The organism is Streptomyces cinnamoneus (assembly GCF_002939475.1).
In the GTDB taxonomy this organism is placed as follows: Bacteria; Actinomycetota; Actinomycetes; order Streptomycetales; family Streptomycetaceae; genus Streptomyces; species Streptomyces cinnamoneus_A.
Genome location: NZ_PKFQ01000001.1, coordinates 5,578,954 through 5,600,845, shown reverse-complemented (window position 1 = coordinate 5,600,845; position 21,892 = coordinate 5,578,954). Strand labels below are relative to the sequence as shown.

Annotated in this window: 20 protein-coding genes; 15 read left to right on the top strand and 5 right to left on the bottom strand. The window is 73.0% G+C overall.

Annotation, left to right across the window (positions count from 1 at the left end):
• Nucleotides 1-77: 77 nt before the first annotated feature.
• The 10 genes from CYQ11_RS24865 to CYQ11_RS24820 all read left to right on the top strand — a co-directional run bounded on the left by CYQ11_RS24865 (nt 78) and on the right by CYQ11_RS24820 (nt 9,180).
• The gene (locus CYQ11_RS24865) at nt 78-1,775 is read left to right on the top strand and encodes a nitrite/sulfite reductase (protein ID WP_099202555.1); all 1,698 of its coding nucleotides are present in this window, start codon (nt 78-80) and stop codon (nt 1,773-1,775) included.
• On the top strand, nt 1,772-1,948 hold the full coding sequence (locus CYQ11_RS24860; protein WP_099202554.1) for a hypothetical protein: 177 nt from the start codon (nt 1,772-1,774) through the stop codon (nt 1,946-1,948). The genes CYQ11_RS24865 and CYQ11_RS24860 overlap by 4 nt, the downstream gene beginning before the upstream one ends.
• Entirely contained in the window at nt 1,935-2,618 is a 684-nt protein-coding gene (locus tag CYQ11_RS24855) for a phosphoadenylyl-sulfate reductase (protein WP_099202553.1), read from the top strand. The genes CYQ11_RS24860 and CYQ11_RS24855 overlap by 14 nt, the downstream gene beginning before the upstream one ends.
• 13 nt (nt 2,619-2,631) lie before the next feature.
• Nucleotides 2,632-3,168: an adenylyl-sulfate kinase gene (gene cysC, locus CYQ11_RS24850; protein ID WP_099202552.1), complete on the top strand. Its 537-nt coding sequence runs from the start codon at nt 2,632-2,634 to the stop codon at nt 3,166-3,168.
• A 24-nt stretch (nt 3,169-3,192) separates the two neighbouring features.
• Nucleotides 3,193-4,083, top strand: a complete 891-nt coding sequence (gene cysD, locus CYQ11_RS24845; protein ID WP_104651087.1) for a sulfate adenylyltransferase subunit CysD — start codon at nt 3,193-3,195, stop codon at nt 4,081-4,083.
• Nucleotides 4,084-4,085: 2 nt separating this feature from the next.
• Nucleotides 4,086-5,414, top strand: a complete 1,329-nt coding sequence (locus tag CYQ11_RS24840) for a sulfate adenylyltransferase subunit 1 (protein WP_099202550.1) — start codon at nt 4,086-4,088, stop codon at nt 5,412-5,414.
• 170 nt (nt 5,415-5,584) lie between these two features.
• The gene (locus CYQ11_RS24835) at nt 5,585-6,691 is read left to right on the top strand and encodes an aliphatic sulfonate ABC transporter substrate-binding protein (RefSeq protein WP_099202549.1); all 1,107 of its coding nucleotides are present in this window, start codon (nt 5,585-5,587) and stop codon (nt 6,689-6,691) included.
• Nucleotides 6,692-6,747: 56 nt separating this feature from the next.
• The gene (locus CYQ11_RS24830; protein ID WP_099202548.1) at nt 6,748-7,548 is read left to right on the top strand and encodes an ABC transporter ATP-binding protein; all 801 of its coding nucleotides are present in this window, start codon (nt 6,748-6,750) and stop codon (nt 7,546-7,548) included.
• Nucleotides 7,535-8,419, top strand: a complete 885-nt coding sequence (locus CYQ11_RS24825; protein ID WP_099202547.1) for an ABC transporter permease — start codon at nt 7,535-7,537, stop codon at nt 8,417-8,419. The genes CYQ11_RS24830 and CYQ11_RS24825 overlap by 14 nt, the downstream gene beginning before the upstream one ends.
• 11 nt (nt 8,420-8,430) lie before the next feature.
• Complete coding sequence (locus tag CYQ11_RS24820; protein WP_099202546.1) at nt 8,431-9,180, top strand: sirohydrochlorin chelatase; 750 nt, start codon at nt 8,431-8,433, stop codon at nt 9,178-9,180.
• A 7-nt stretch (nt 9,181-9,187) separates the two neighbouring features.
• On the opposite strand, the gene CYQ11_RS24815 is transcribed toward CYQ11_RS24820, so the two are convergent.
• Nucleotides 9,188-9,664 carry a MarR family winged helix-turn-helix transcriptional regulator gene (locus tag CYQ11_RS24815; protein WP_240003692.1) on the bottom strand — a complete coding sequence of 159 codons (477 nt, stop codon included), beginning with the start codon at nt 9,662-9,664 and terminating at the stop codon, nt 9,188-9,190.
• Between the two features lie 125 nt (nt 9,665-9,789).
• Here CYQ11_RS24815 and CYQ11_RS24810 point away from each other — a divergent pair, with 125 nt between their 5' ends.
• Complete coding sequence (locus tag CYQ11_RS24810) at nt 9,790-10,635, top strand: NmrA family NAD(P)-binding protein (RefSeq protein WP_099202544.1); 846 nt, start codon at nt 9,790-9,792, stop codon at nt 10,633-10,635.
• Between the two features lie 42 nt (nt 10,636-10,677).
• On the opposite strand, the gene CYQ11_RS24805 is transcribed toward CYQ11_RS24810, so the two are convergent.
• On the bottom strand, nt 10,678-11,328 hold the full coding sequence (locus CYQ11_RS24805; protein WP_099202543.1) for a LysE family translocator: 651 nt from the start codon (nt 11,326-11,328) through the stop codon (nt 10,678-10,680).
• Between the two features lie 193 nt (nt 11,329-11,521).
• On the opposite strand from CYQ11_RS24805, the gene CYQ11_RS24800 reads away from it, so the two are divergent.
• Entirely contained in the window at nt 11,522-12,394 is an 873-nt protein-coding gene (locus CYQ11_RS24800; RefSeq protein WP_099202871.1) for a phosphotransferase enzyme family protein, read from the top strand.
• Between the two features lie 62 nt (nt 12,395-12,456).
• On the opposite strand, the gene CYQ11_RS24795 is transcribed toward CYQ11_RS24800, so the two are convergent.
• Nucleotides 12,457-13,161: a 3'-5' exonuclease gene (locus CYQ11_RS24795; protein WP_099202542.1), complete on the bottom strand. Its 705-nt coding sequence runs from the start codon at nt 13,159-13,161 to the stop codon at nt 12,457-12,459.
• Nucleotides 13,162-13,272: 111 nt separating this feature from the next.
• Nucleotides 13,273-14,517 (bottom strand): DUF5919 domain-containing protein, encoded by a 1,245-nt coding sequence (locus tag CYQ11_RS24790; RefSeq protein WP_099202541.1) that lies wholly within the window; start codon nt 14,515-14,517, stop codon nt 13,273-13,275.
• Between the two features lie 262 nt (nt 14,518-14,779).
• Here CYQ11_RS24790 and glgX point away from each other — a divergent pair, with 262 nt between their 5' ends.
• Together glgX and treY are read left to right on the top strand one after the other, a co-directional pair.
• Nucleotides 14,780-16,906, top strand: coding sequence for a glycogen debranching protein GlgX (gene glgX, locus CYQ11_RS24785; RefSeq protein WP_099202540.1), 2,127 nt, complete (start codon nt 14,780-14,782; stop codon nt 16,904-16,906).
• Nucleotides 16,907-16,965: 59 nt separating this feature from the next.
• Nucleotides 16,966-19,386 carry a malto-oligosyltrehalose synthase gene (gene treY, locus CYQ11_RS24780; protein ID WP_099202539.1) on the top strand — a complete coding sequence of 807 codons (2,421 nt, stop codon included), beginning with the start codon at nt 16,966-16,968 and terminating at the stop codon, nt 19,384-19,386.
• Nucleotides 19,387-19,457: 71 nt separating this feature from the next.
• On the opposite strand, the gene CYQ11_RS24775 is transcribed toward treY, so the two are convergent.
• A complete protein-coding gene (locus CYQ11_RS24775) occupies nt 19,458-20,363 on the bottom strand; it encodes a LysR family transcriptional regulator (RefSeq protein ID WP_099202538.1) in 906 nt (301 codons plus the stop codon).
• Between the two features lie 103 nt (nt 20,364-20,466).
• Here CYQ11_RS24775 and lpdA point away from each other — a divergent pair, with 103 nt between their 5' ends.
• Nucleotides 20,467-21,882 carry a dihydrolipoyl dehydrogenase gene (gene lpdA / locus CYQ11_RS24770; protein ID WP_099202537.1) on the top strand — a complete coding sequence of 472 codons (1,416 nt, stop codon included), beginning with the start codon at nt 20,467-20,469 and terminating at the stop codon, nt 21,880-21,882.
• Nucleotides 21,883-21,892: the final 10 nt, after the last annotated feature.

Below are 21,892 nucleotides of genomic sequence, written 5' to 3'. Positions count from 1 at the left end.
GCCGCACCTGCGCGTCCCGCCCCCACGGGCGCACCGGTGCGCATCGGGCACTCGCCGCCACAGAAGGACGTACCGCCATGGCCGCCACCTCGGAAACCCCCGTCGCCGCCGCACCCCGGCGCAAGACCGGCCGCCACCGGGGCGAAGGGCAGTGGGCCGCCGGCCACTTCACCCCTCTCAACGCCAACGAGCAGGTCAAGAAGGACGACGACGGTCTCAACGTGCGGACACGCATTGAGACGATTTACGCCCAGCGCGGCTTCGACTCCATCGACCCGAGCGACCTGCGCGGCCGGATGCGCTGGTGGGGCCTGTACACCCAGCGCAAGCCCGGCATCGACGGCGGCAAGACCGCGGTCCTGGCGCCGGAGGAGCTGGACGACGAGCACTTCATGCTGCGGGTGCGGATAGACGGCGGCCGGCTGACGACCGATCAGCTGCGGGTCGTCGGCGAGGTGTCGCAGGAGTTCGCGCGCGGCACCGCCGACATCACGGACCGTCAGAACATCCAGTACCACTGGATCCGCATCGAGGACGTGCCCGAGATCTGGCGGCGGCTGGAGGCGGTGGGCCTGTCGACGACCGAGGCGTGCGGCGACACCCCACGGGTCGTCCTCGGCTCGCCGGTCGCGGGGATCGCCGAGGACGAGATCCTGGACGGCACCCCGGCGATCGAGGAGATCCAGCGCCGCGTCGTCGGCAACCCGGCCTTCTCCAACCTGCCGCGCAAGTTCAAGTCGGCCGTGTCCGGATCCCCGCTGCTCGACGTGGCGCACGAGATCAACGACGTCTCGTTCGTCGGCGTCGTGCACCCCGAGCACGGTCCCGGCTTCGACCTGTGGGTGGGCGGCGGGCTGTCCACCAACCCCAGGCTCGGGGTGCGGCTGGGGGCCTGGGTGCCCCTGGACGAGGTGCCCGACGTCTACGAGGCCGTCATCTCGGTCTTCCGCGACCACGGCTACCGCAGACTGCGCAACCGCGCCCGGCTGAAGTTCCTCGTCGCCGACTGGGGAGCCCCGAAGTTCCGCCGCGTGCTGGAGGAGGAGTACCTCCGCCGCCCGCTCACCGACGGCCCGGCCCCCGAGCAGCCGGTGGAGCGGTGGCGCGACCACGTGGGCGTGCACCGGCAGCAGGACGGCCGCTTCTACGTGGGCTTCGCCCCGCGCGTCGGCCGGGTCGACGGCGCCACCCTGACCAAGATCGCGGCGCTGGCCGAGGACCACGGCTCCGGCCGGCTGCGCACCACCGCCGAACAGAAGATGATCGTGCTCGACGTACCCGAGGCACAGGTCGCCTCGCTGGTCGCGGGCCTGGAGGCGCTGGACCTGCGGATCGCGCCCTCCCCGTTCCGGCGCGGCACCATGGCCTGCACGGGCATCGAGTTCTGCAAGCTCGCCATCGTCGAGACCAAGGCCCGCGGCGCCTCCCTGATCGACGAACTGGAGCGGCGCCTGCCGGACTTCGACGAGCCGCTCACCATCAACGTCAACGGCTGCCCCAACGCCTGCGCCCGCATCCAGGTCGCGGACATCGGTCTCAAGGGCCAGCTGGTCCTGGACGACCACGGGCACCAGGTCGAGGGCTTCCAGGTGCACCTGGGCGGTGCCCTCGGACTCGAGGCCGGGTTCGGACGCAAGGTCCGCGGTCTGAAGGTCACGTCGGCGGAGCTGCCCGACTACGTCGAGCGGGTGCTGCGACGCTTCCAGGAGCAGCGCACGGACGGCGAACGGTTCGCGCAGTGGGTGGCGCGGGCCGCGGAAGGAGACCTCTCGTGAGCGAGCGTGCGGCGCCCTTCCACTGCCCGTACTGCGGTGACGAGGACCTCCGCCCCGGCGAGCAGGGCCACGGCGCCTGGGAATGCGGGGCCTGCAACCGCGCGTTCAAGCTTTCCTTCCTCGGGCTCCTCGCCCGGGGCCTGACCAAGGGGGCGGACCATGACGGACCTTGAGCGACTGGCCGAGCGGGCGGGCCGGGAACTGGAGGACGCACCGGCGACGGACATCCTGCGCTGGGCGGCCGAGACCTTCGGGGAGCGCCTGTGCGTCACCTCCTCCATGGAGGACGCGGTGGTCGCCCACCTCGCCTCGCGGGCCGTCCCGGGCATCGACGTGGTCTTCCTGGACACCGGCTACCACTTCCCCGAGACCCTCGGCACCCGGGACGCCGTCGCGGCCGTCATGGACGTCCGGCTCGTCACGCTCACGCCCCGGCAGAGCGTCGCCGAACAGGACGCCGAGTACGGACCGGCGCTCCACGACCGCGACCCGGACCTGTGCTGCGCGCTGCGGAAGGTGCGGCCCCTGGACGAGGGGCTGGCCTCCTACGACGCCTGGGCGACGGGCCTGCGGCGCGACGAGTCGCCGGCCAGGGCCGGCACGCCGGTCGTCGGCTGGGACGCGCGGCGGCGGAAGGTCAAGGTCTCCCCCATCGCCCGCTGGACCCAGGACGACGTGGACGCCTACGTCACCGAGCACGGCGTGCTCACCAACCCCCTGCTGATGGAGGGCTACACCTCCATCGGCTGCGCTCCTTGCACCCGCGCGGTGCGTGAGGGCGAGGACACCCGGGCCGGACGCTGGGCCGGCCGGGCCAAGACCGAGTGCGGACTGCACGGATGACAGGGAGTACGACATGAGCGTGGGCGCCACCGTGTGGCTCACGGGCCTGCCGAGTGCGGGGAAGACGACGATCGCGCGTGCGTTGGCGGGGCGGTTGCGTGGTGTGGGTGGGCGGGTGGAGGTGCTGGACGGGGACGAGGTCCGTGAGTTCCTCTCCGCGGGTCTGGGTTTCTCGCGTGAGGACCGGTTCGTGAACGTGGAGCGGATCGGTTTTGTGGCGCAGTTGTTGGCCTCGCATGGGGTGCTGGTGCTGGTTCCGGTGATCGCGCCGTATGCGGATGCGCGGGAGGCGGTGCGTGAGCGTCACCGGGTGCGGGGCACCGGGTTCGTGGAGGTGCATGTGGCGACGCCGGTGGAGGTGTGCGCGGTGCGGGATGTGAAGGGCTTGTACGCGCGGCAGGCGGCGGGGCGGTTGTCGGGTCTGACGGGGGTGGACGATCCGTATGAGGTGCCGGTGGCCCCGGACCTGCGGATCGCCGCCCATGAGCAGGGTGTTGAGGAGTCGGTGGCGGCGCTGCACGTTTTGTTGAGCGAGCGGGGGTTGATATGACCGTGGTCGCGGGGCAGGCCTTACGTGTTGTCGCATGTGGATGTGCTGGAGTCGGAGGCGGTGCATGTCTTTCGGGAGGTGGCGGGTGAGTTCGAGCGGCCGGTGATGTTGTTTTCCGGTGGTAAGGACTCGATCGTCATGCTGCATCTGGCGTTGAAGGCGTTCGCGCCGGCGGCGGTGCCGTTCGCGTTGTTGCACGTGGATACCGGGCACAACTTTCCCGAGGTCCTGGCGTATCGGGACCGGGTGGTGGCCGAGCACGGGTTGCGGCTGCATGTGGCGTCGGTGCAGGAGTTCATCGATGACGGCCGGTTGCGTGAGCGGGGGGACGGTACGCGTAATCCCTTGCAGACGGTGCCGTTGCTGGAGGCGATCGGGCGGCATCGTTTCGATGCGGTCTTCGGTGGCGGGCGGCGGGACGAGGAGAAGGCGCGGGCGAAGGAGCGGGTGTTCTCGCTGCGGGACGAGTTCGGTGGCTGGGATCCGCGGCGGCAGCGTCCGGAGCTGTGGCAGCTCTACAACGGCCGGCACGCGCCGGGGGAGCATGTGCGGGTGTTTCCGTTGTCGAACTTCACCGAGCTGGATGTGTGGCAGTACATCGCCCGGGAGAAGATCGAGTTGCCGTCGATCTACTTCGCGCATGAGCGTGAGGTGTTCGCGCGGGAGGGGATGTGGCTGGCGCCGGGCGGGTGGGGTGGTCCGCGCGAGGGTGAGCGGGTGGAGCGGCGGCTGGTGCGGTATCGCACGGTCGGTGACATGTCCTGCACCGGGGCGGTGGATTCCGACGCGGTCACGATCGAGGCGGTGATCGCTGAGATCACGGCGTCCCGGCTGACCGAGCGGGGTGCCACCCGGGCCGACGACAAGCTGTCGGAGGCCGCGATGGAGGACCGCAAGCGCGAGGGGTATTTCTGATCATGACCACCACCGACATGGTGGGCCTGGCGGCTGCTTCGCTGCTGCGGTTCGCCACCGCCGGCTCCGTCGACGACGGCAAGTCCACCCTGGTGGGCCGGCTGTTGCATGACTCGAAGTCGGTTCTGGCCGACCAGCTTGACGCCGTCGAACGCGCCTCGCGCCACCGCGGTGCGGCCGCACCTGATCTGGCGTTGCTGACGGACGGGCTGCGGGCGGAGCGTGAGCAGGGCATCACCATCGACGTCGCCCACCGCTACTTCGCCACCCCGCGGCGGCGTTTCATCCTGGCCGACACGCCCGGGCATGTGCAGTACACGCGCAACATGGTCACCGGCGCCTCCACCGCAGGGCTTGCCGTGGTCCTGGTCGACGCCCGCAACGGGGTGGTCGAGCAGACCCGCCGTCACGCGGCTGTCGCGGCTTTGCTGCGGGTTCCCCATGTGGTGCTGGCCGTGAACAAGATGGATCTGGTCGGTTACGCCGAGTCCGTCTTCGCCGCGATCGCGGGGGAGTTCACCGCCTACGCGAGCCGGCTGGGTATCGGGGAGGTCACCGCCATCCCGGTCTCCGCGCTCGCGGGGGACAACGTGGTGGTCCCCTCCGCGCACATGGACTGGTACGGCGGGCCCACCGTGCTCGAACACCTGGAGAGCGTGCCCGTCGGCACCGACCCCACCACCAGCGCGGCCCGTTTTCCCGTCCAGTACGTCATCCGCCCCCAGACCCCCGGGCACCGCGACTACCGCGGCTACGCCGGCCAGATCGCCTGCGGCGTCTTCCGCGTCGGCGACCGGGTCGCTGTCCTGCCCAGCGGCCGTACCAGCACCATCACCGCCATCGACGCCCTGGGCACCAGCGTCGATCTGGCCTGGGCGCCCCAGTCTGTGACCCTACGGCTCGCCGACGACCTCGACATCTCCCGCGGCGACCTCATCACCCCCACCACCAGCGCACCCCCCACCACCCGCGATATCGAGGCCACCGTCTGCCACCTCGCCGACCGCCCCCTGCGCACCGGTGATCGTGTCCTGCTCAAACACACCACCCGCACCGTCAAAGCGATCGTGAAGGACCTCCCCTCACGCCTGAGCCTTGACGACCTCACCCACACCCCCCACCCCACCCACCTCACGGCCAACGACATCGGCCGTATCACCCTCCGCACCTCCGAACCCCTCGCCCTCGACCCCTACACCAACTCCCGCCACACCGGCTCCTTCCTCCTCATCGACCCCACCGACGGCACCACACTGACAGCGGGCATGGCGGGCACGTCGTTCGCCGCCCCGGCCGCGCCCGTGAGCACCGACGGCGAGTGGGACTTCTGACATGGCATCGGTGACGCGGGACTTCTTCTCGGCCTTCGACAAGGAGGGGGGCCGGATCGGCAGCGGCTCCCTGGGCAGCGGACAGGGCGGGGTCGGCCGATGTGCGCGCTGACGCCCGCCCACCGCTCGCCCGCCTCCCGCAGTCCCCTCGAACGAGAGGAACCCCCCTCGTGTCACCTGCCGCTCGCCGAGCCCTCGCGGCACTCGCCGCCGTCCCCCTCCTTACCGGCGCCCTGAGCGCCTGCGGCTACGGCTCCCAGAAGGACTCGAACACGTCCCCCGCCAGGGCCCGGGCCGTCAGCGGCGAGAAGCTGTCCGCGGACTCCGTGCGCATCGGCTACTTCCCCAACCTCACGCACGCCACCGCGCTGGTCGGCGACCAGGAGGGGCTCATCCAGAAGGAGCTGGGCGGCACGAAGCTCCGTGCGACGACCTTCAACGCGGGGCCGTCGGAGATCGAGGCGCTCAACGCGGGCTCCATCGACATCGGCTGGATCGGCCCGTCTCCCGCGATCAACGGTTACGTCAAGTCCAAGGGCGGGAACCTGCGGATCGTCTCCGGATCCGCCTCCGGCGGCGTGAAGCTGGTCGTCGACCCGAAGAAGATCACCTCGCCGGAGGACGTCAAGGGCAAGCGGATCGCCACGCCGCAGAAGGGCAACACCCAGGACGTGGCCTTCCTCAACTGGATCGCGAGCCAGGGGTGGAAGACCGACCCCCGGAGCGGCAAGGGCGACGTGTCCGTCGTGCGGACGGACAACAAGGTGACGCCGGACGCCTTCAAGTCGGGTTCCGTCGACGGCGCGTGGGTGCCGGAGCCGACGGCGTCGAAACTGGTCGCCGAGGGCGGCAAGGTGCTGCTGGACGAGAGCTCGCTCTGGCCGGACGGCAAGTTCGTCATCACCAACGTGGTCGTGTCGCAGAAGTTCCTGGCCAAGCACCCCGACGTGGTGGAAGCAGTACTCCGGGGCTCGGTGCGCACCAACGCCTGGATCGCCGCCCACCCCGACGAGGCCAAGGCATCGGCCAACGCCGCCCTGAAGAAGCTGGGCGGCTCCGCCCTGCCCGCCGACGTCCTGGACCCGGCGTGGCAGTCGATCCGTACGACCGACGACCCGCTGGCCACCACCCTGGACGCCCAGGCGGAGCACGCCGTCGCTGCGGGCCTGCTGGACAAGCCGGACCTGACCGGCATCTACGACCTGACCCTCCTCAACAAGGTGCTCAAGGCCGAGGGCAAGCCCCCGGTCGACGCAGCGAAGCTCGGCAGGCAGTGACCGTGTACACGGCAGTAGGGGCTCGCATGCCCGTCCGCACACCAGGAGGTGACCGGATGACCCCGGCGCTGACCACCGAGAACTCCACCGAGCCCGTCGTCGACGAGACGCAGGCGGCCGTCCGGATCGACCGGGTGCACAAGGGCTTCGGCCGTTCCGGCGGGGGACAGCCGGTGCTGGAGGACATCTCCCTCGACGTGCGACCGGGGGAATTCGTCTGCATCCTGGGCGCCTCCGGCTGCGGCAAGTCGACCCTGCTCAACCTGGTCGCCGGGCTCGACCGGCCCACCTCCGGCACCATCGACGTCCCCGGCGGCCGTCCCGCCCTGATGTTCCAGGAACACGCCCTCTTCCCCTGGCTGACCGCCGGCCGCAACATCGAACTCGCCCTGCGGCTGCGCGGCGTCCCCCGCACCGAACGCCGCACCGAGGCCGAGAGGTTGCTGGACCTGGTCCGCCTCGGCGGCTCCCACGGCAAACGCGTCCACGAGCTCTCCGGCGGCATGCGCCAGCGCGTCGCCCTCGCCCGCGCCCTCGCCCAGGACAGCCGCGTGCTGCTCATGGACGAACCCTTCGCCGCCCTCGACGCCATCACCCGCGACGTCCTCCACCACGAGCTCACCCGCGTCTGGTCCCAGACCCGGCTGTCCGTCCTGTTCGTCACCCACAACGTCCGCGAAGCCGTCCGCCTGGGCCAGCGCGTCGTCCTCCTCTCCTCCCGCCCCGGCAAGATCGTGCGCGAATGGACCGTCGACATCCCCCAACCGCGCCGCATCGAGGACACCGCCGTCGCCGACCTGTCGATCGAGATCACCGAAGAACTGCGCAAGGAGATCCGCCGCCATGGCCGCGACTGACACCACCCGGACCACCGAGCCGGACCTCGCGGGACTGGAGGCCGGTCTCGACGCGCTCGACACCGTGCAGGTCGGCCGCACCCCACTGCGGCAGGTGCTGCTGCACAAGGTGCTGCCGCCCGTCGTCGCGGTCGCCCTCGTCCTCACCGTCTGGAAGCTGCTGGTCCTCGCCGGCGTCACCGACGACTACAAACTCCCCGACCCCACCGCCGTCTGGCGCAGCCTGCGCGAACTCTGGCTCCAGGGCACCCTGTTCGACATCATCTGGACCAGCGTCTCCCGCGGCCTGCTCGGCTTCCTCGCCGCCCTCGCCCTCGGCACCCCCCTCGGCCTCCTCATCGCACGCCTCCCCCTCCTGCGCGCCGCCCTCGGCCCCCTCCTCTCCGGCCTCCAGTCACTGCCCTCCGTCGCCTGGGTCCCCGCCGCCGTCATCTGGCTCGGCATCACCGACACCGCCATGTACGCCGTCATCCTCCTCGGCGCCGTGCCCTCCATCGCCAACGGCCTCGTCTCCGGCATCGACCAGGTGCCACCCCTGTACCTCCGCGCCGGACGCACCATGGGCGCCACCGGTCTGCACGGCACCCGCCACGTCCTGCTGCCCGCCGCCCTCCCCGGCTACGTCGCCGGCCTCAAACAAGGCTGGGCCTTCTCCTGGCGCTCCCTCATGGCCGCCGAACTCATCGCCTCCTCACCCGAACTCGGCCTGGGGCTCGGCCAGTACCTTGAGAACGCCCGGACGGATTCGGACATGCCCGGCGTCCTCCTCGGGATCATCCTCATCCTCCTCGTCGGCATCGCCATCGACCTGGCAGTCTTCAGCCCGCTCGAACGCCGGGTCCTGCGGGCCCGCGGGCTGGCGACCCGCTAGGCGGTGCGGTCATGGCTCTGCTGCTCGTCGCCCACGGCAGCCGTGATCCGCGGCACGCCGCCACGGTGGCCGCGCTGCGTGCGGCCCTCGCGGCACGCCGGCCGGGACTGCGCGTCGAGGTGGGCTTCCTGGACTTCTGCGCGCCGGGCGTGGGGCAGGTGCTGTCCCGGCTGGAGGCGGAGGGCGTACGGGAGGTGGTGGCGGTTCCCCTCCTGCTGACGCGTGCCTTCCACGCCAAGAGCGACGTGCCCGCCGCGCTCGCCCGCGCGGTCGCGGGCCGGCCGGGTCTGGCGGTGCGCCGGGCCGGTGTGCTGGGCCCCTCGGAGCTGCTGGTCGCCGCGCTGGAGCGGCGGCTCCGCGAGGCGGGGGTGCGGGACGCCGACCGGGGTGCGACGGGAGTCGTCCTGGCGTCGGCGGGGTCCTCCGACCCGGAGGCGCTGGCGGTGCTCTCGGGCGTCGCCCACAGGTGGCAGCGCACCGGCTGGCGCGCCGTGCGGCCCGCGTTCGCCTCCGCCGCCGCACCGGACACCGCGCAGGCGGTCCGGGCGCTCCGCGCGGAGGGCGTGGAGCGGGTGGCCGTGGCCCCGTACGTGCTCGCGCCGGGGCGGCTGCCGGACCGCATCGTCTCGGGGGCGCGGGCGGCGGGCGCGGACGTCCTGGCGGACGTCCTGGGTCCGGCGCCGGAGGTGGTCTCGCTGCTGGTGCGGCGCTACGAGCAGGCCGTGGCGGCGCCGGAGCTCGCGGTGGCGCGCCCCGCGTGAGGGGGTGTCAGGAGGCGCGGCCCTCCCGGCCCAGCCGCTCGGCCTGGGCGCGGCCGACCTCCGTGACCTTGCCGAGGTAGTCGCCGATGACGGTGAGCTCCTCCTCCGAGTAGCCGGCGAGGACCTCTCGGAAGGCGTTTCCGGGGACCTGCCAGGCGGCGCCGATCCGGGCCGTGGCGTCGGGTGCCAGCACCACCAGGGCGCGCCGGCGGTCGGTGGGGTCGGTGCGGCGTTCGACGAGCCCGGCCTTCTCCAGCCGGTCGACGAGCCGGGTGGCCGACCCGGGGGTCAGCCCCGTCAGCTTGGCGATGCCGCCCGTGGTCTGCGGCTCGGCGTCGTCCAGGCAGAGCAGGTTGAGGCACTGCAGATCGGTGGGGTGCACCCCCAGGTGGTCGGCGAGGGCCTGGTTGAACACGGTCCAGGCGGCGTAGTGCCGACGGCTCTCGTCGGCGATCCATTTCAGCAACTCCGTGCGCTTCGACACCGGGTCCGTCCTTCTCCGGCGGATAATTGCTTGCGTGACGCAATCTCCGCACGACACAATCCTTGCATGACGCAATCGATGCGCCATCTGAGCATTTTACGTATCCGGAAGGAACTTCCTCCGTCATGACCATTCTCGTCACCGGCAGCCGCGGGCGAGTCGCCCGTGCCCTCATCGGCCTGCTCCACGACCGCGGCCACGCCGTCCGCGCCTCCTCCCGCGAGGCCGGCGACCTCGGCCTGCCGGCCGGCACGGAGGTCGTGCGCTGCGCGCTCGACGATCCCTCGACCTTCCCCGCGGCGCTGGAAGGCGTCTCGTCCGTCTTCCTCTACGCGGAGCCCGCGCACATCGACGCGTTCGTCGAGGAGGCCGCCCAGGCCGGCGTCCAGCACGTCGTGCTGCTGTCCTCGGTCGCGGCCCTCTTCCCGGACGCCGCCTCGCACCTGATCGGCCGGCCCCACCTGCTGGTCGAGCAGGCCCTCACGGAAGCGCCCTTCACGTCGACGTTCCTGCGGCCGGGCTCCTTCGCCACCAACACCCTCGGCTGGGCCCACTCCATCAAGGCGACGGGCTCGGTGAACCTCCCCCATCCCGCCGCCCACTCCGACGCCGTCCACGAGGCCGACCTCGCGGAGGCGGCGCTCGCGGTACTCACCGACTCGGCTCTCGCCGGTGCCGCGTACGAGCTCTCCGGGCCGGAGTCCCTCACCTTCGAGGAGCAGATCGACCGGCTGGCCCACGTCACGGGCCGCGCCATCACGGTCAACGTGGTGAGTCCGGAAGAGTGGAAGCAGGAGGTGTCCGCGTTCATGCCGGCGCCGTTCGCCGACACGCTCCTCGACCTGTGGCGGCGGACGGAGGGCGTCCCGCTGCCCGTCACCGGCGCCGCCGCCGTGGCGAAGCTGACGGGCCACCCGGCCCGCTCGTTCACGACGTGGGCGGAGGACCACGCCGCGGACTTCACCGCGTAGCCGCGGGCGCCACCGCCCGGCGAAGGAGACGGGACCGGCCCCTCAGACCGACTCCGCCGCCGTTCCGACGCCCAGGGCCACCAGCACCCCGCCCGTGGCGCGTTCCAGGTTGCGGTGGACGCGGGGGCGCCGCAGCCAGGTCAGCATGCGGGCGGCGCACACCGCGACCAGCAGCATCCACGCAGCGGCGATGACCGCGTCCACCACGCCGAAGAGCAGCGTCGCCCCCAGCGGCGAGCCGCCCTCGGGCAGGAACTGCGGCACCACGGCCACGAAGAAGACCCCCACCTTGGGGTTGAGCAGGCAGCTCAGCAGTCCCTGCCGGAACGCCTCACCCAGGCCGGGCGCCCGGCCCGCCGGCTCCTGCGCCCCGTACGCCTCCTGCGGCCCGGCGGCGGCTCGCGCGGCGCGGCGCTGGGCCCACAGCGCCTGCGCCCCGAGGAAGACCAGGTAGGCCGCGCCGGCCAGACGCACGACGGTGAAGGCCGCGTCCCACCGCTGGAGCGCCGCCGCCAGGCCGAAGGCCGCGGCCACACCCCAGGCGAGCGAACCGACGGCCGCACCGAGAGCCGTGGCGCTCCCCGTACGGCGGCCGCCGCGAAGACAGTTGCGCAGGACGAGCAGGGTGTCGGGGCCGGGGGCCATGGTCACCAGGAGGGAGAACAGAGCAAAGCCGAGCATCGCGGTGGTCACGGGTGGACTCCTCTCACGTGATCGTTTACAGGAGCCTAGCCATGGGTCGGCCGCCGTGCCCCGTGGGGGCAGGGCACGGCGGCCGTTGGCACGGGACCGTACCAGGGGTCACCCCCGAGGCCGAAGGTACGGTGGGCGGTGATCGGCCCGGGACGGATCCCGGGGGTGGACGAGGGGCGGTAGGGACGACGTGGTGGACGCGGCATTCACGGAGCAGCGGGCACGGGCGCTGCTCGCCCTGACGGACGCGGCCGGGTCCGCCGCGGACGCGGAGCTGCTGGCGCTCGGCGAGAACGCGGTCTTCGCCGTCGGCGGCCTGGTCGCCAAGGTGGGCCGGGACGCCTCGCTCGTCCCGCGCGCCCGCCGTGAACTGCGCGTCGGCGCCTGGCTGGAGGACTGCGGCGTGCCCGCCGTACGGCCGGCCGCCTCCGAGGTGCTGATCGCCGACGGCCACCCGGTGACGCTCTGGCACCGTCTCCCCCAGGCCGTGCGCCCGGCCTCCCCCGCCGATCTGGCCAAGCTGCTGCGCCGCCTCCACGCGCTGCCGGCGCCCGGCTTCGGCCTGCCCCGGCGCGACCTCCTCGGCGGGGTCGAGCGCTGGCTGCGGCTGGCCGGCGACGCCGTCGACCCGGCTGACGCGGACTATCTGCGTGAGCGCCGCGACGGCTTCGCCGCGGCGACCGCGGCGCTGACGCCGCACCTGGAGCCGGGGCCGATCCACGGCGACGCGCTGCCCCGCAACGTCCACGTCGGCCCCGACGGCCCGGTGCTGGTGGACCTGGAGACCTTCGCCGTGGACCTGCGGGAGCACGACCTGGTGGTGACGGCGCTCAGCCGGGACCGGTACGGGCTGGACCCGGAGGCCTATGCCGCCTTCGTGCGCGCCTACGGCTGGGACGTGCGGGAATGGGAGGGCTGCGCCGTGCTGCGCGGGGCCCGGGAGACGGCGAGTTGCGCCTGGGTGGCGCAGCACGCCCCGGGCAACCCGGCGGCGCTGGCGGAGTTCCGCCGGCGGGTCGCGTCGCTGCGGGACGGTGACCCGGCCGTGCGGTGGTATCCCTTCTGAGCCCCGGCGCGCTCCGGTTCCCTCTCACGGGGCGCAGTCGCCGGCGGGGAAGCCGGCCCGGCTCAGCGCAGCGGCCAGGCCCCGTCCACCACCGCGTCCGCGTCGCCCTGGCCGCGCAGCCACGTCTGATAGCCGGCCGCCCACTCCCCGTACCACCGGATCTGGTCGCGGTGCAGCTCCTCCAGGGCGGCCCCGGCTATCCGCTCGTGCCGCGCCGCCAGCGCCCGGGCCACCCGGACCGCCGCCAGGGCGTCCGCCCCCGCCTCGTGCCAGTCGTCGAGCACCACGCCGTACTCCCGGCAGACGGCCTGGAGGGTGCGCCGGCCCTTGCGGTAGCGGTCGACGGCCCGGTCGATGGTGTACGGATCGACGACGGGCCCGGTCTTGCGGCCGTCGTCCAGCCGCTCGCCGAGCGAGGGCAGCCGGTGGCGCCGCAGTTCGGCGGTGAGGAGACTGAGGTCGAAGCCGGCGTTGTACGCCACGACGGGCGCGCCCGTCGACCAGTGGCCGGTCAGGACGGCCGCTATCTCGTCCACGACCTCGCGGGCGGGCCTGCCCTCGGCGGCCGCCCGCTCGTCCGTGACGCCGTGGATGGCCGCCGCCTCGGCCGGGATCGGCACGCCCGGGTCGGCCAGCCACAGCCGGCTCGCCACCACCTCGCCGCCCTTGGTCTCCAGGACCGCCGCCGTGACGATCCGTGCCCGGGCCGGATCCGTGCCCGTCGTCTCCAGGTCGAAGCCGATCAGCGGCTCCTCGTGCCAGCCCATGGCGGTTCCCCCTTCGGTGGTGCTTCCCCCGTCTGGTTCCCCAGCGTCGCACAGCCCACTGACAATTCAGCGGCCCGAACGGAACCGGCTGCGGCCCGGCATGGGCGGGCTTCACGAGACCGACCGGGAGTCCGCCCACACCCCTTCGAACTCCTCGCGGTAGGTCTCGAAGAGGCCGCCGTCCTGGTCGACGCCCTCCCGGAGCACGTCCCGGCCCCGGCCCCGCAGCACCAGGACCGGCGACTCCATGCCCCGCGCCTTGCGCAGGTAGGACTGCACGACAGCCAGTCCGTCGGAGCCGTCGCCGTTGACGAGGTAGGCGGTGAAGCGGGGCGTCTCGTCGAAGACGCGGATCTCGAAGGCGCCGGTGTCCCGCAGCCGGTCCCGCACCCGCCGCATGTGCATGATGTTCATCTCCACCGAGCGGCTCATCTCGCCCTTCTTGATGCCCAGTTCCCGCTCGCGGCGGCGCACCGCGCTGCTGGCCGGGTTGAGGAAGAGCAGCCGGGCCCGGCAGCCGGACTCGGCGAGCCGGACGAGCCGCCGCCCGGAGTAGTTCTGGACCAGGAGGTTCAGCCCTATGCCGACCGCGTCGAGGCGGCGGGCCCGGCCGAAGAGGTCCTCGACGGGCAGCTGCCGCTGGAGCCGCACACGGTCCGGGTGGACGCCGACGACGTCCGCGTAGCGGTCGCCCACGAGGTCCTCGACGGCGTCGATGGGCAGCCGGTCGGCGGAGGACGCCCCGGCGCCGTGCCCGCTGCCGAGGATGTCCAGCAGCCGCGCGGAGGCCCTCTCGGCCTGGGCGAGGACGGTCTGGGACAGGGCCCGGTTGCGGGAGACGACGTTGCGGGCCACCTCCAGCTCGTCCAGCGCGAGTTCGAGTTCCCTGCGGTCGTCGAGGTACGGCTCGAAGCAGGGCCAGTGCTGGACGAGCAGCTCGCGCAGCTGCGGCAGGGTGAGGAAGCTGAGGACGTTGTCGTCGGCCGGGTCCAGCAGGTAGCCCTTGCGGCGGCTCACCTCCCGTACGGCCACGGCGCGCTGCACCCACTCCTGGCCCGCGGGGCCGGCCGCGGCGACGACCCACTCCTCCTCTCCGTGCACCGGCTCGTAGACCGGACGCAGCACGGCGGCGACGACGGCCCTCAGTCGCTGTTCGACCAGATTCAGCCAGATGTAGGCACGCCCGGCACGGCGGGCGCGGGTGCGCACCTCGCCCCAGGCACCGGCGTCCCAGTCCAGTTCAGCCCCGATTTCCCGCGGACGCGCCAGGGACACCACGCCCGGTGGTGTGCCGGCCCCGCCGTCCTCTTCCGGACAGCCGTCTCCAGGGGGCAGTTCCAGCCCGCCCGAGCTCACCAGTGCACCGCCTTCCGCCCCCGTCCCAACGATCAAGGCAGAGTACTGTGCGCGCGGGAGGCGGTGCACCCGCGTCCGTCCGGCCGTCAGCCAACTGACGGTCCCAACGTGCCGGTTGTCCGACGGCCCTGCGGGGGACGTGAGCTGATTCATAGCCAGAAGGGTGGCTCTCACCCGGTTGGACCAGTCCCGGGGCGCGGTGGGGACGTTCGTTTCGGGAAGATCTGCGGAAAGAGCCGCCGACAGTGGAACACTCGACCCCATGCAGGTCTGGCCTGGACAGGCGTACCCACTCGGCGCCACCTACGACGGCGCCGGCACCAATTTCGCGGTCTTCTCCGAGGCCGCCGAGCGGATCGAGCTGTGTCTGCTGCACGACGACGGCTCGGAGACGGCGGTGGAACTGCGCGAGAGCGACGCCTTCGTGCGCCACGCCTATCTGCCCGGCGTGATGCCGGGGCAGCGCTACGGCTTCCGGGCGCACGGCCCGTACGAGCCGGAGCGGGGGCAGCGGTGCAACTCCGCGAAGCTGCTGCTCGACCCGTACGCGAAGGCGGTGAGCGGAGCCGTCGACTGGGGCGAGGCGGTCTACGGCTACCACTTCGGGCGGCCCGACAAGCGCAACGACATGGACTCGGCGCCCCACATGATGACTTCGGTCGTGGTCAATCCGTACTTCGACTGGGGCGACGACAGGCTGCCGCGCACGGACTACCACCGGACGGTCATCTACGAGGCCCATGTGAAGGGCCTGACGATGCTGCACCCGGCGCTGCCGGAGGAGGTGCGCGGGACGTACGCGGCGCTCGCCCACCCGGCGGTGATCGAGCATCTGACGGAGCTGGGGGTCACGGCGATCGAACTGATGCCGGTCCATCAGTTCGTCAACGACCACCGGCTGGTGGACGCGGGTCTGGCCAACTACTGGGGGTACAACACCATCGGTTTCTTCGCCCCGCACAACGCCTACGCGTCCTGGGGCGACCGGGGTCAGCAGGTGCTGGAGTTCAAGTCGGCGGTGCGGGCCCTGCACGCGGCGGGCATCGAGGTGATTCTGGATGTGGTCTACAACCACACCGCCGAGGGCAACCACCTGGGGCCCACGCTGTCCTTCCGGGGGCTGGACAACTGCTCGTACTACCGGCTGGCGGACGACCCGCGGTACTACATGGACACCACCGGCACGGGCAATTCACTGCTGATGCGCAGCCCGCACGTGCTCCAGCTCATCATGGACTCGCTGCGGTACTGGGTGACCGAGATGCGGGTGGATGGCTTCCGCTTCGATCTGGCGGCGACGCTGGCGCGGCAGTTCCACGAGGTGGACCGGCTCTCGTCGTTCTTCGACCTGGTCCAGCAGGACCCGGTCGTCAGCCAGGTGAAGCTGATCGCCGAGCCCTGGGACGTGGGGGACGGCGGTTATCAGGTGGGCAATTTCCCTCCGCTGTGGACGGAGTGGAATGGCAAATTCCGGGACACCTGCCGGGACCTGTGGCGGGGCGAGCCGGCCACCCTGGCCGAGTTCGCCTCCCGCCTGACCGGTTCCTCCGACCTCTACCAGGAGGACGGCAGGCGCCCGCTGGCCTCGGTCAACTTCGTGACCTGCCACGACGGCTTCACCCTGCACGACCTCGTCGCGTACAACGACAAGCACAACGAGGCCAACGGCGAGCACAACCAGGACGGCGAGAGCCACAACCGCTCCTGGAACTGCGGGACCGAGGGCGCGAGCGACGACCCGGCCGTGCTCGAGCTGCGCGAGCGGCAGATGCGCAACTTCATCGCCACCCTGATGCTGTCGCAGGGCGTGCCGATGCTCAGCCACGGCGACGAATTCGCCCGCACCCAGCACGGCAACAACAACGCCTACTGCCAGGACAACGAACTGTCCTGGGTGCGCTGGCCCAGCACGGCGGACGAGTCCTCCGCGACGGCGCGCCGGATGCTGCGTTTCACCCGTTCCCTGGTCTGGCTCCGCCGCGACCACCCCGTCTTCCGGCGCCGGCGCTTCTTCCACGGACGCCCCATTCAGGGGACGGGAGATGATTTGTCGGACATCGCCTGGTTCACTCCGGAGGGGGAGGAGATGCGGGACGGCGACTGGCAGGCCGCCCACGCCAAGTCCCTGACGGTCTTCCTCAACGGCGGCGCGATCTCCGAGCCGGGGCCGCGCGGCGAGCCGATCGTCGACGACTCCTTCCTGCTGATGTTCAACGCGCACGACCAGCCGCTCGACTTCGTCGTGCCCGTCGACCACGGCCGGCAGTGGCAGATCGTCCTCGACACCGCGCGGGCCGACGGCGTGACGGCCGACGGCCCGAAGGTGCAGGCCGGCGACCGGCTGACGCTCACGGGCCGGAGCCTGGCGGTGCTCCAGCGGCCCCTGTAGGGAACGGATCCGGCACTCGGCCGTCATGCGGGGCGCACCTAGCGGGTACGCATGTTCCCGTGAAGCGTGAGAGGTCCGCCCCGCCCACCGCCACCTACCGGCTGCAGCTCCAGCCCGCCTTCCCCTTCGCCGCCGCCGAGCGCGCCGTGCCGCACCTCGCCGCGCTCGGGGTGTCCCACCTGCATCTCTCCCCGGTCCTGGAGGCCGTCCCCGGCTCGGCCCACGGCTACGACGTCGTCGACCACACGACCGTACGGGCCGAGCTGGGCGGCGAGGAGGGCCTGCGCGCGCTCGCCCGCACGGCGCACGCGCACGGGCTCGGGCTGATCCTCGACATCGTGCCGAACCACATGGCCGTGCCCGCGCCCGAGCGGCTCAACCGGCCGCTGTGGGAGGTGCTGCGCGACGGCCCGGCCTCGCCCTTCGCCCACTGGTTCGACATCGACTGGGCCGAACACGGCGGCAAGGTGCTGCTGCCGGTACTGGCCGGACCGCTCGGCGAGGAGCTGGAGCGCTTCACCGTCACCGACGGCGCCCTGCGCTACCACGACCACGTCCTGCCCCTGCGCCCCGGCACCGAGCAGCTGCCGCTGCCCGAGCTGCTGGACGCCCAGTGGTACCGGCCCGCGTGGTGGCGCCTGGCCCGCACCGAGCTGAACTACCGGCGTTTCTTCACCGTTTCGGAGCTGATCGCCGTGCGTGTCGAGGACCCCGCGGTGTTCGCCGACACCCACGCCGCGGTGCTCGCCCTGCTGCGCGAGGGCGTCCTCGACGGGCTGCGGGTCGACCACCCCGACGGGCTCGCCGACCCGCCCGGCTATCTGGACCGGCTCCACGAGGCCACCGGGGGGCGGTGGACGGTCGTGGAGAAGATCCTCGGTGGGGACGAACGGCTGCCCGCCGGCTGGCCCGTCGCGGGCACCACCGGCTACGACGCCCTGCGCCACCTCGACGGCCTCTTCACCGACCCGGAGGGCGCGGCGGAACTGGCCGCCGCCTACCGCGCCTTCACCGGAGCCCCTCCCGACCGCGGCGGCGACTGGCCCTCGACCGTGCGCCGCGCCGCCCACCGGGTGGTCACCCGGGAGCTCGCCGCGGAGGTCGAACGGCTGGCCCGGACCGCGGGGCGGATCTGCGACGCCTCCCACCACCTGCGCGACCACGCCCCCTGGGCCCTGCGCACCGCCCTGCGCGAGACGCTCGTGCGGCTGCCCGTCTACCGCCCGTACGCCCTGCCGGGCCGGCCGGCCGCGCCGGCGGACGCGGCGATGCTGGACGAGGCCGCGCAGGGGGCCCGCGCCGCCTTCGCCGTGCCGGAGGAGGCCGCGGTCGTCACGTTCGTCCGGGACGCGGCGCTCGGACGGCTCGGCGACGGTCCGGACCACCGCGACTTCTGCGCCCGTTTCGCCCAGACCGCCTCCGCGCTGCGCGCCAAGTCCGTCGAGGACACGGCCTTCTACCGCTACGTGCCCCTGCTGTCGGCGAACGAGGTCGGCGGCGACCCGCAGCGGCCGGCCGTCGGCCCGGCGGAGTTCCACGCCTACTGCGCGCGTCTGCAACGCGACTGGCCGGCCACGGGCACGGTGCTGTCCACCCACGACACCAAGCGCAGCGCCGACGTGCGGGCGCGGATCGCCGCGCTGAGCGCGTGCCCGGACCGCTGGACGGAGCTCATGGGCCGTCTGCACTCCGCCGCCCCCGCGCCCGACCCGCACGTGGCCTGGGTGGCCTGGCAGACCGCCTTCGGGCTGGGCGGCGAGGGCGCCCCGGAGCCGGCGCGGCTGGAGCCCGCCCTGCTCAAGAGCGTGCGCGAGGCGGCGCTGTGGACGACGTGGACCGAGCCGGACACCGCCTACGAGGAGGCGGTGCGGGCCTTCGTGGCGGCCGGCCCGTGCGGGGCGCCGTACGGCCTCCTCGCACCGCTGGCCCGGGAGACGGGGCCCTGGGTGCGGGCCCATGTGCTCGGTGCGGCGCTGCTGCATCTGACCATGCCGGGCGTCCCGGACCTGTACATGGGCACCGAGCGGGTGTACCGCGCCCTCGTCGACCCCGACAACCGCCGCCCGCCCCGCTTCGGCGACGAGGACGGCGGGGACGACTGCGCGGACGGGGGCGGAGGCGGCGCGGGCTTGGAGCCGACGGGGCTGTCGGCCGCGAAGCTCCACCTCACGCGTACCGCTCTGCGGCTGCGGCGCGCGCACCCGGAGTGGTTCGGGCCCGGCTCCTCGTACGAACCGCTGACCGCGCTGGGCCCGGCGGCCGGCCACTGCGTGGCCTTCGCCCGCTCCGGCGAGGTGGTCACCGCCGTGCTCCGCCTTCCGCACCGGCTCGCCGCAAGCGGTGGCCCGGCCGGAACGGCTGTGCCGCTGCCGGGCGGTGGCGCGTGGCGGGAGTTGCTCACGGGGCGCACCTACGAGGGACGGATGCCCCTGTCGGCGCTGTCGGGAGAGTGGCCGGTGGCCCTGCTGACACGGGGGTGAGCGGCGGGCCCCACGCCTCCCCGCCCACGAGGGCGGTCAGCGGCAGACGGCCTCGCACGCCGCCGGCGCGGTCACGCGGGGCCTCCGACGCCGGCCGGGGCCCCGAAGGCGAGTTGCTCGCAGAGCCGGACGAACGCGGCCGCCGCGCCCGCCAGCTCCACTCTGGAGAAGGCCGTCTGCTCCCGCTGCCAGGCGGGCTCGACGCGCACGGCCACCGTGCCCTGCGTCGTCCGGGCGAGGTGCGTGGGGGCGGCGACGATGCCGACGCCCGCCGCCGCCATGCGCACGGCGGTGGAGGAGTGCTCGGTCTCCAGGGCCGTGAGCGGGACGAAGCCGTGCCGGGCGCAGACCCAGTCCAGCCAGCGCCGCCCCTCGACGAGCGGTTCGAGGGCGCAGCGCACCCAGGCGCGGTCCGCGAGCTCGGACAGGCGCACGGGAGTGGTGCGCGCGGCGAGGGGGTCCGCGGTGGCGGTGACGACGACGATCTCCTCCTCGCCGAGCGGGACGACCGGGCCCGGCCAGGCCTCGGGGCGGGGACCGACGGCGACGTCGGCGACGCCGCGTTCCATGCCGTCGCGCAGGTCCTCGGTGGTCGCGTACTCGTGCAGGTGGAGCCGGACGCCGGGGGCGTCCCGCCGCCAGCGGGCGAACACCGGCGGCAGCACGCCGACGGCCAGCGCGTGCAACGTGGCGATGTGCAGTTCGCCGCCCTCGGCTCCGGCGGCGGCCCGGGCGGCGCGCCGGGCCTGGCCGGCGCTGCGGACGGCGCGTTCGGCGTGCGGGAGGTAGGCGCGGCCCATGGGGGTGAGCCCGACGCCGCGCGGCAGGCGTTCGAGGAGCGGCCCGCCGACCTCCCGTTCCAGCGCCTTGACCTGGTGGGAGAGCGCGGACTGGGTGACGTTGAGCGTCTCGGCGGCCCGGGTGAAGGACGCGTGCTCGACCACGGCGACCAGGTACTCCATCTGACGCAGGCTCATCGGCTGCGGTCCCCCTCCCCCGAGCGTCCCATGAAGAGTCTTCATCGACTCGATCGAGACATTGCGTTGGACTCATCATCCCAGCTGGGAGGAGGGTGAGGGCATGCATGAGACAGATGTCATCGTTATCGGCGGCGGCACCGGCGGCTACAGCACCGCGCTGCGCGCCGCCGCCCTCGGCCTCGAGGTCGTCCTGGCCGAGCGGGACCTCGTGGGCGGCACGTGCCTGCACCGCGGCTGCATTCCGAGCAAGGCGATGCTGCACGCCGCGGAGCTGGTCGACGGGATCGCGGAGGCGCGGGAGCGCTGGGGCGTGAAGGCGAGCCTCGACTCCGTCGACTGGGCGGCCCTGACAGCGACCCGTGACGACATCGTCTCCCGCAACCACCGTGGTGTGGAGGGGCACCTGTCGCACGCCGGAGTGCGCGTGGTGCGAGGTTCGGCGACGCTGACGGGCCCCCGCACCGTCCGTGTCGAGACGGGTGCCGAGGCGGGGACGGCATGGCGTGCCCGGCGCGGGATCGTCCTCGCCACCGGTTCCCGGCCGCGGACCCTGCCGGGCCTCCAGCCGGACGGTGCCCGGGTCGTCACCAGCGACGACGCCCTCTTCGCGCCCGGGCTGCCGGGCTCGGTGCTGGTGCTGGGCGGCGGTGCCATCGGGGTCGAGTACGCCTCCCTGCACCGTTCGATGGGCGCCGAGGTGACGCTGGTCGAGGCGGCCGACCGGCTGCTGCCGCTGGAGGACGCCGAGGTGAGCCGCCATCTGACGCGGGGCCTGAAGAAGCGCGGCATCGACGTCCAGACGAGCGCGCGCCTGGAGGAGGCGACGCCCCACGAGGACGGCGTACGGGCCACCTTGCGCACCGCGCGCGGCGAGGTCCGCGAGGTCCGGGCCGACCGGCTGCTGGTGGCCGTGGGCCGCGTGCCCGTCACCGACGGCCTCGGGCTTGCGGCGGCCGGACTGGCCACGGACGCCCGGGGGTTCGTCGCCCCCGCCGACTGGTCGCGTCTGGAGACGGCCGTGCCCGGCGTCCACGTGGTGGGCGATCTGCTGCCGCCGCCCTCCCTGGGGCTCGCGCACGCCTCGTTCGCCGAGGGCCTGGTGGTCGCCGAGGCGCTCGCCGGCCTCACGCCCCGGCCGGTGGACTACACGGCCGTCCCACGCGTGACCTACTCCAGCCCGCAGACGGCGGCGGTCGGCCTCTCCGAGGCCGAGGCCCGCGAGCGGGGACACGACGTCCTCGTCAACTCCATGCCGCTGACGGCCGTGGCCAAGGGGATGGTGCACGGGCGGGGCGGGGTGGTGAAGGTCGTCGCCGAGCGGGACGGCGGCCGGGTGCTGGGCGTCCACCTGGTGGGCCCGCACGTGTCGGAGATGATCGCCGAGAGCCAGCTGGTCGTCGGCTGGGACGCCGAGGCCGCGGACGTGGCACAGCACGTCCACGCGCATCCGACGCTGTCGGAGGCGGTGGGCGAGGTCATGCTGTCGCTGGCGGGACGGGGCCTGCACCAGCAGTGAGGGGCGAAAA

Excerpts from the sequence above, each read along its gene's own strand:
- CYQ11_RS24865 (WP_099202555.1), top strand. The coding sequence starts at position 78 with ATGGCCGCCACCTCGGAAACCCCCGTCGCCGCCGCACCCCGGCGCAAG.
- glgX (WP_099202540.1), top strand. The coding sequence starts at position 14,780 with ATGCAGGTCTGGCCTGGACAGGCGTACCCACTCGGCGCCACCTACGAC.
- cysC (WP_099202552.1), top strand. The coding sequence starts at position 2,632 with ATGAGCGTGGGCGCCACCGTGTGGCTCACGGGCCTGCCGAGTGCGGGG.
- CYQ11_RS24795 (WP_099202542.1), bottom strand. The coding sequence starts at position 13,161 with ATGGGCTGGCACGAGGAGCCGCTGATCGGCTTCGACCTGGAGACGACG.
- CYQ11_RS24840 (WP_099202550.1), top strand. The coding sequence starts at position 4,086 with ATGACCACCACCGACATGGTGGGCCTGGCGGCTGCTTCGCTGCTGCGG.
- CYQ11_RS24810 (WP_099202544.1), top strand. The coding sequence starts at position 9,790 with ATGACCATTCTCGTCACCGGCAGCCGCGGGCGAGTCGCCCGTGCCCTC.
- lpdA (WP_099202537.1), top strand. The coding sequence starts at position 20,467 with ATGCATGAGACAGATGTCATCGTTATCGGCGGCGGCACCGGCGGCTAC.
- CYQ11_RS24825 (WP_099202547.1), top strand. The coding sequence starts at position 7,535 with ATGGCCGCGACTGACACCACCCGGACCACCGAGCCGGACCTCGCGGGA.
- CYQ11_RS24855 (WP_099202553.1), top strand. The coding sequence starts at position 1,935 with ATGACGGACCTTGAGCGACTGGCCGAGCGGGCGGGCCGGGAACTGGAG.
- CYQ11_RS24820 (WP_099202546.1), top strand. The coding sequence starts at position 8,431 with ATGGCTCTGCTGCTCGTCGCCCACGGCAGCCGTGATCCGCGGCACGCC.
- CYQ11_RS24775 (WP_099202538.1), bottom strand. The coding sequence starts at position 20,363 with ATGAGCCTGCGTCAGATGGAGTACCTGGTCGCCGTGGTCGAGCACGCG.
- CYQ11_RS24830 (WP_099202548.1), top strand. The coding sequence starts at position 6,748 with ATGACCCCGGCGCTGACCACCGAGAACTCCACCGAGCCCGTCGTCGAC.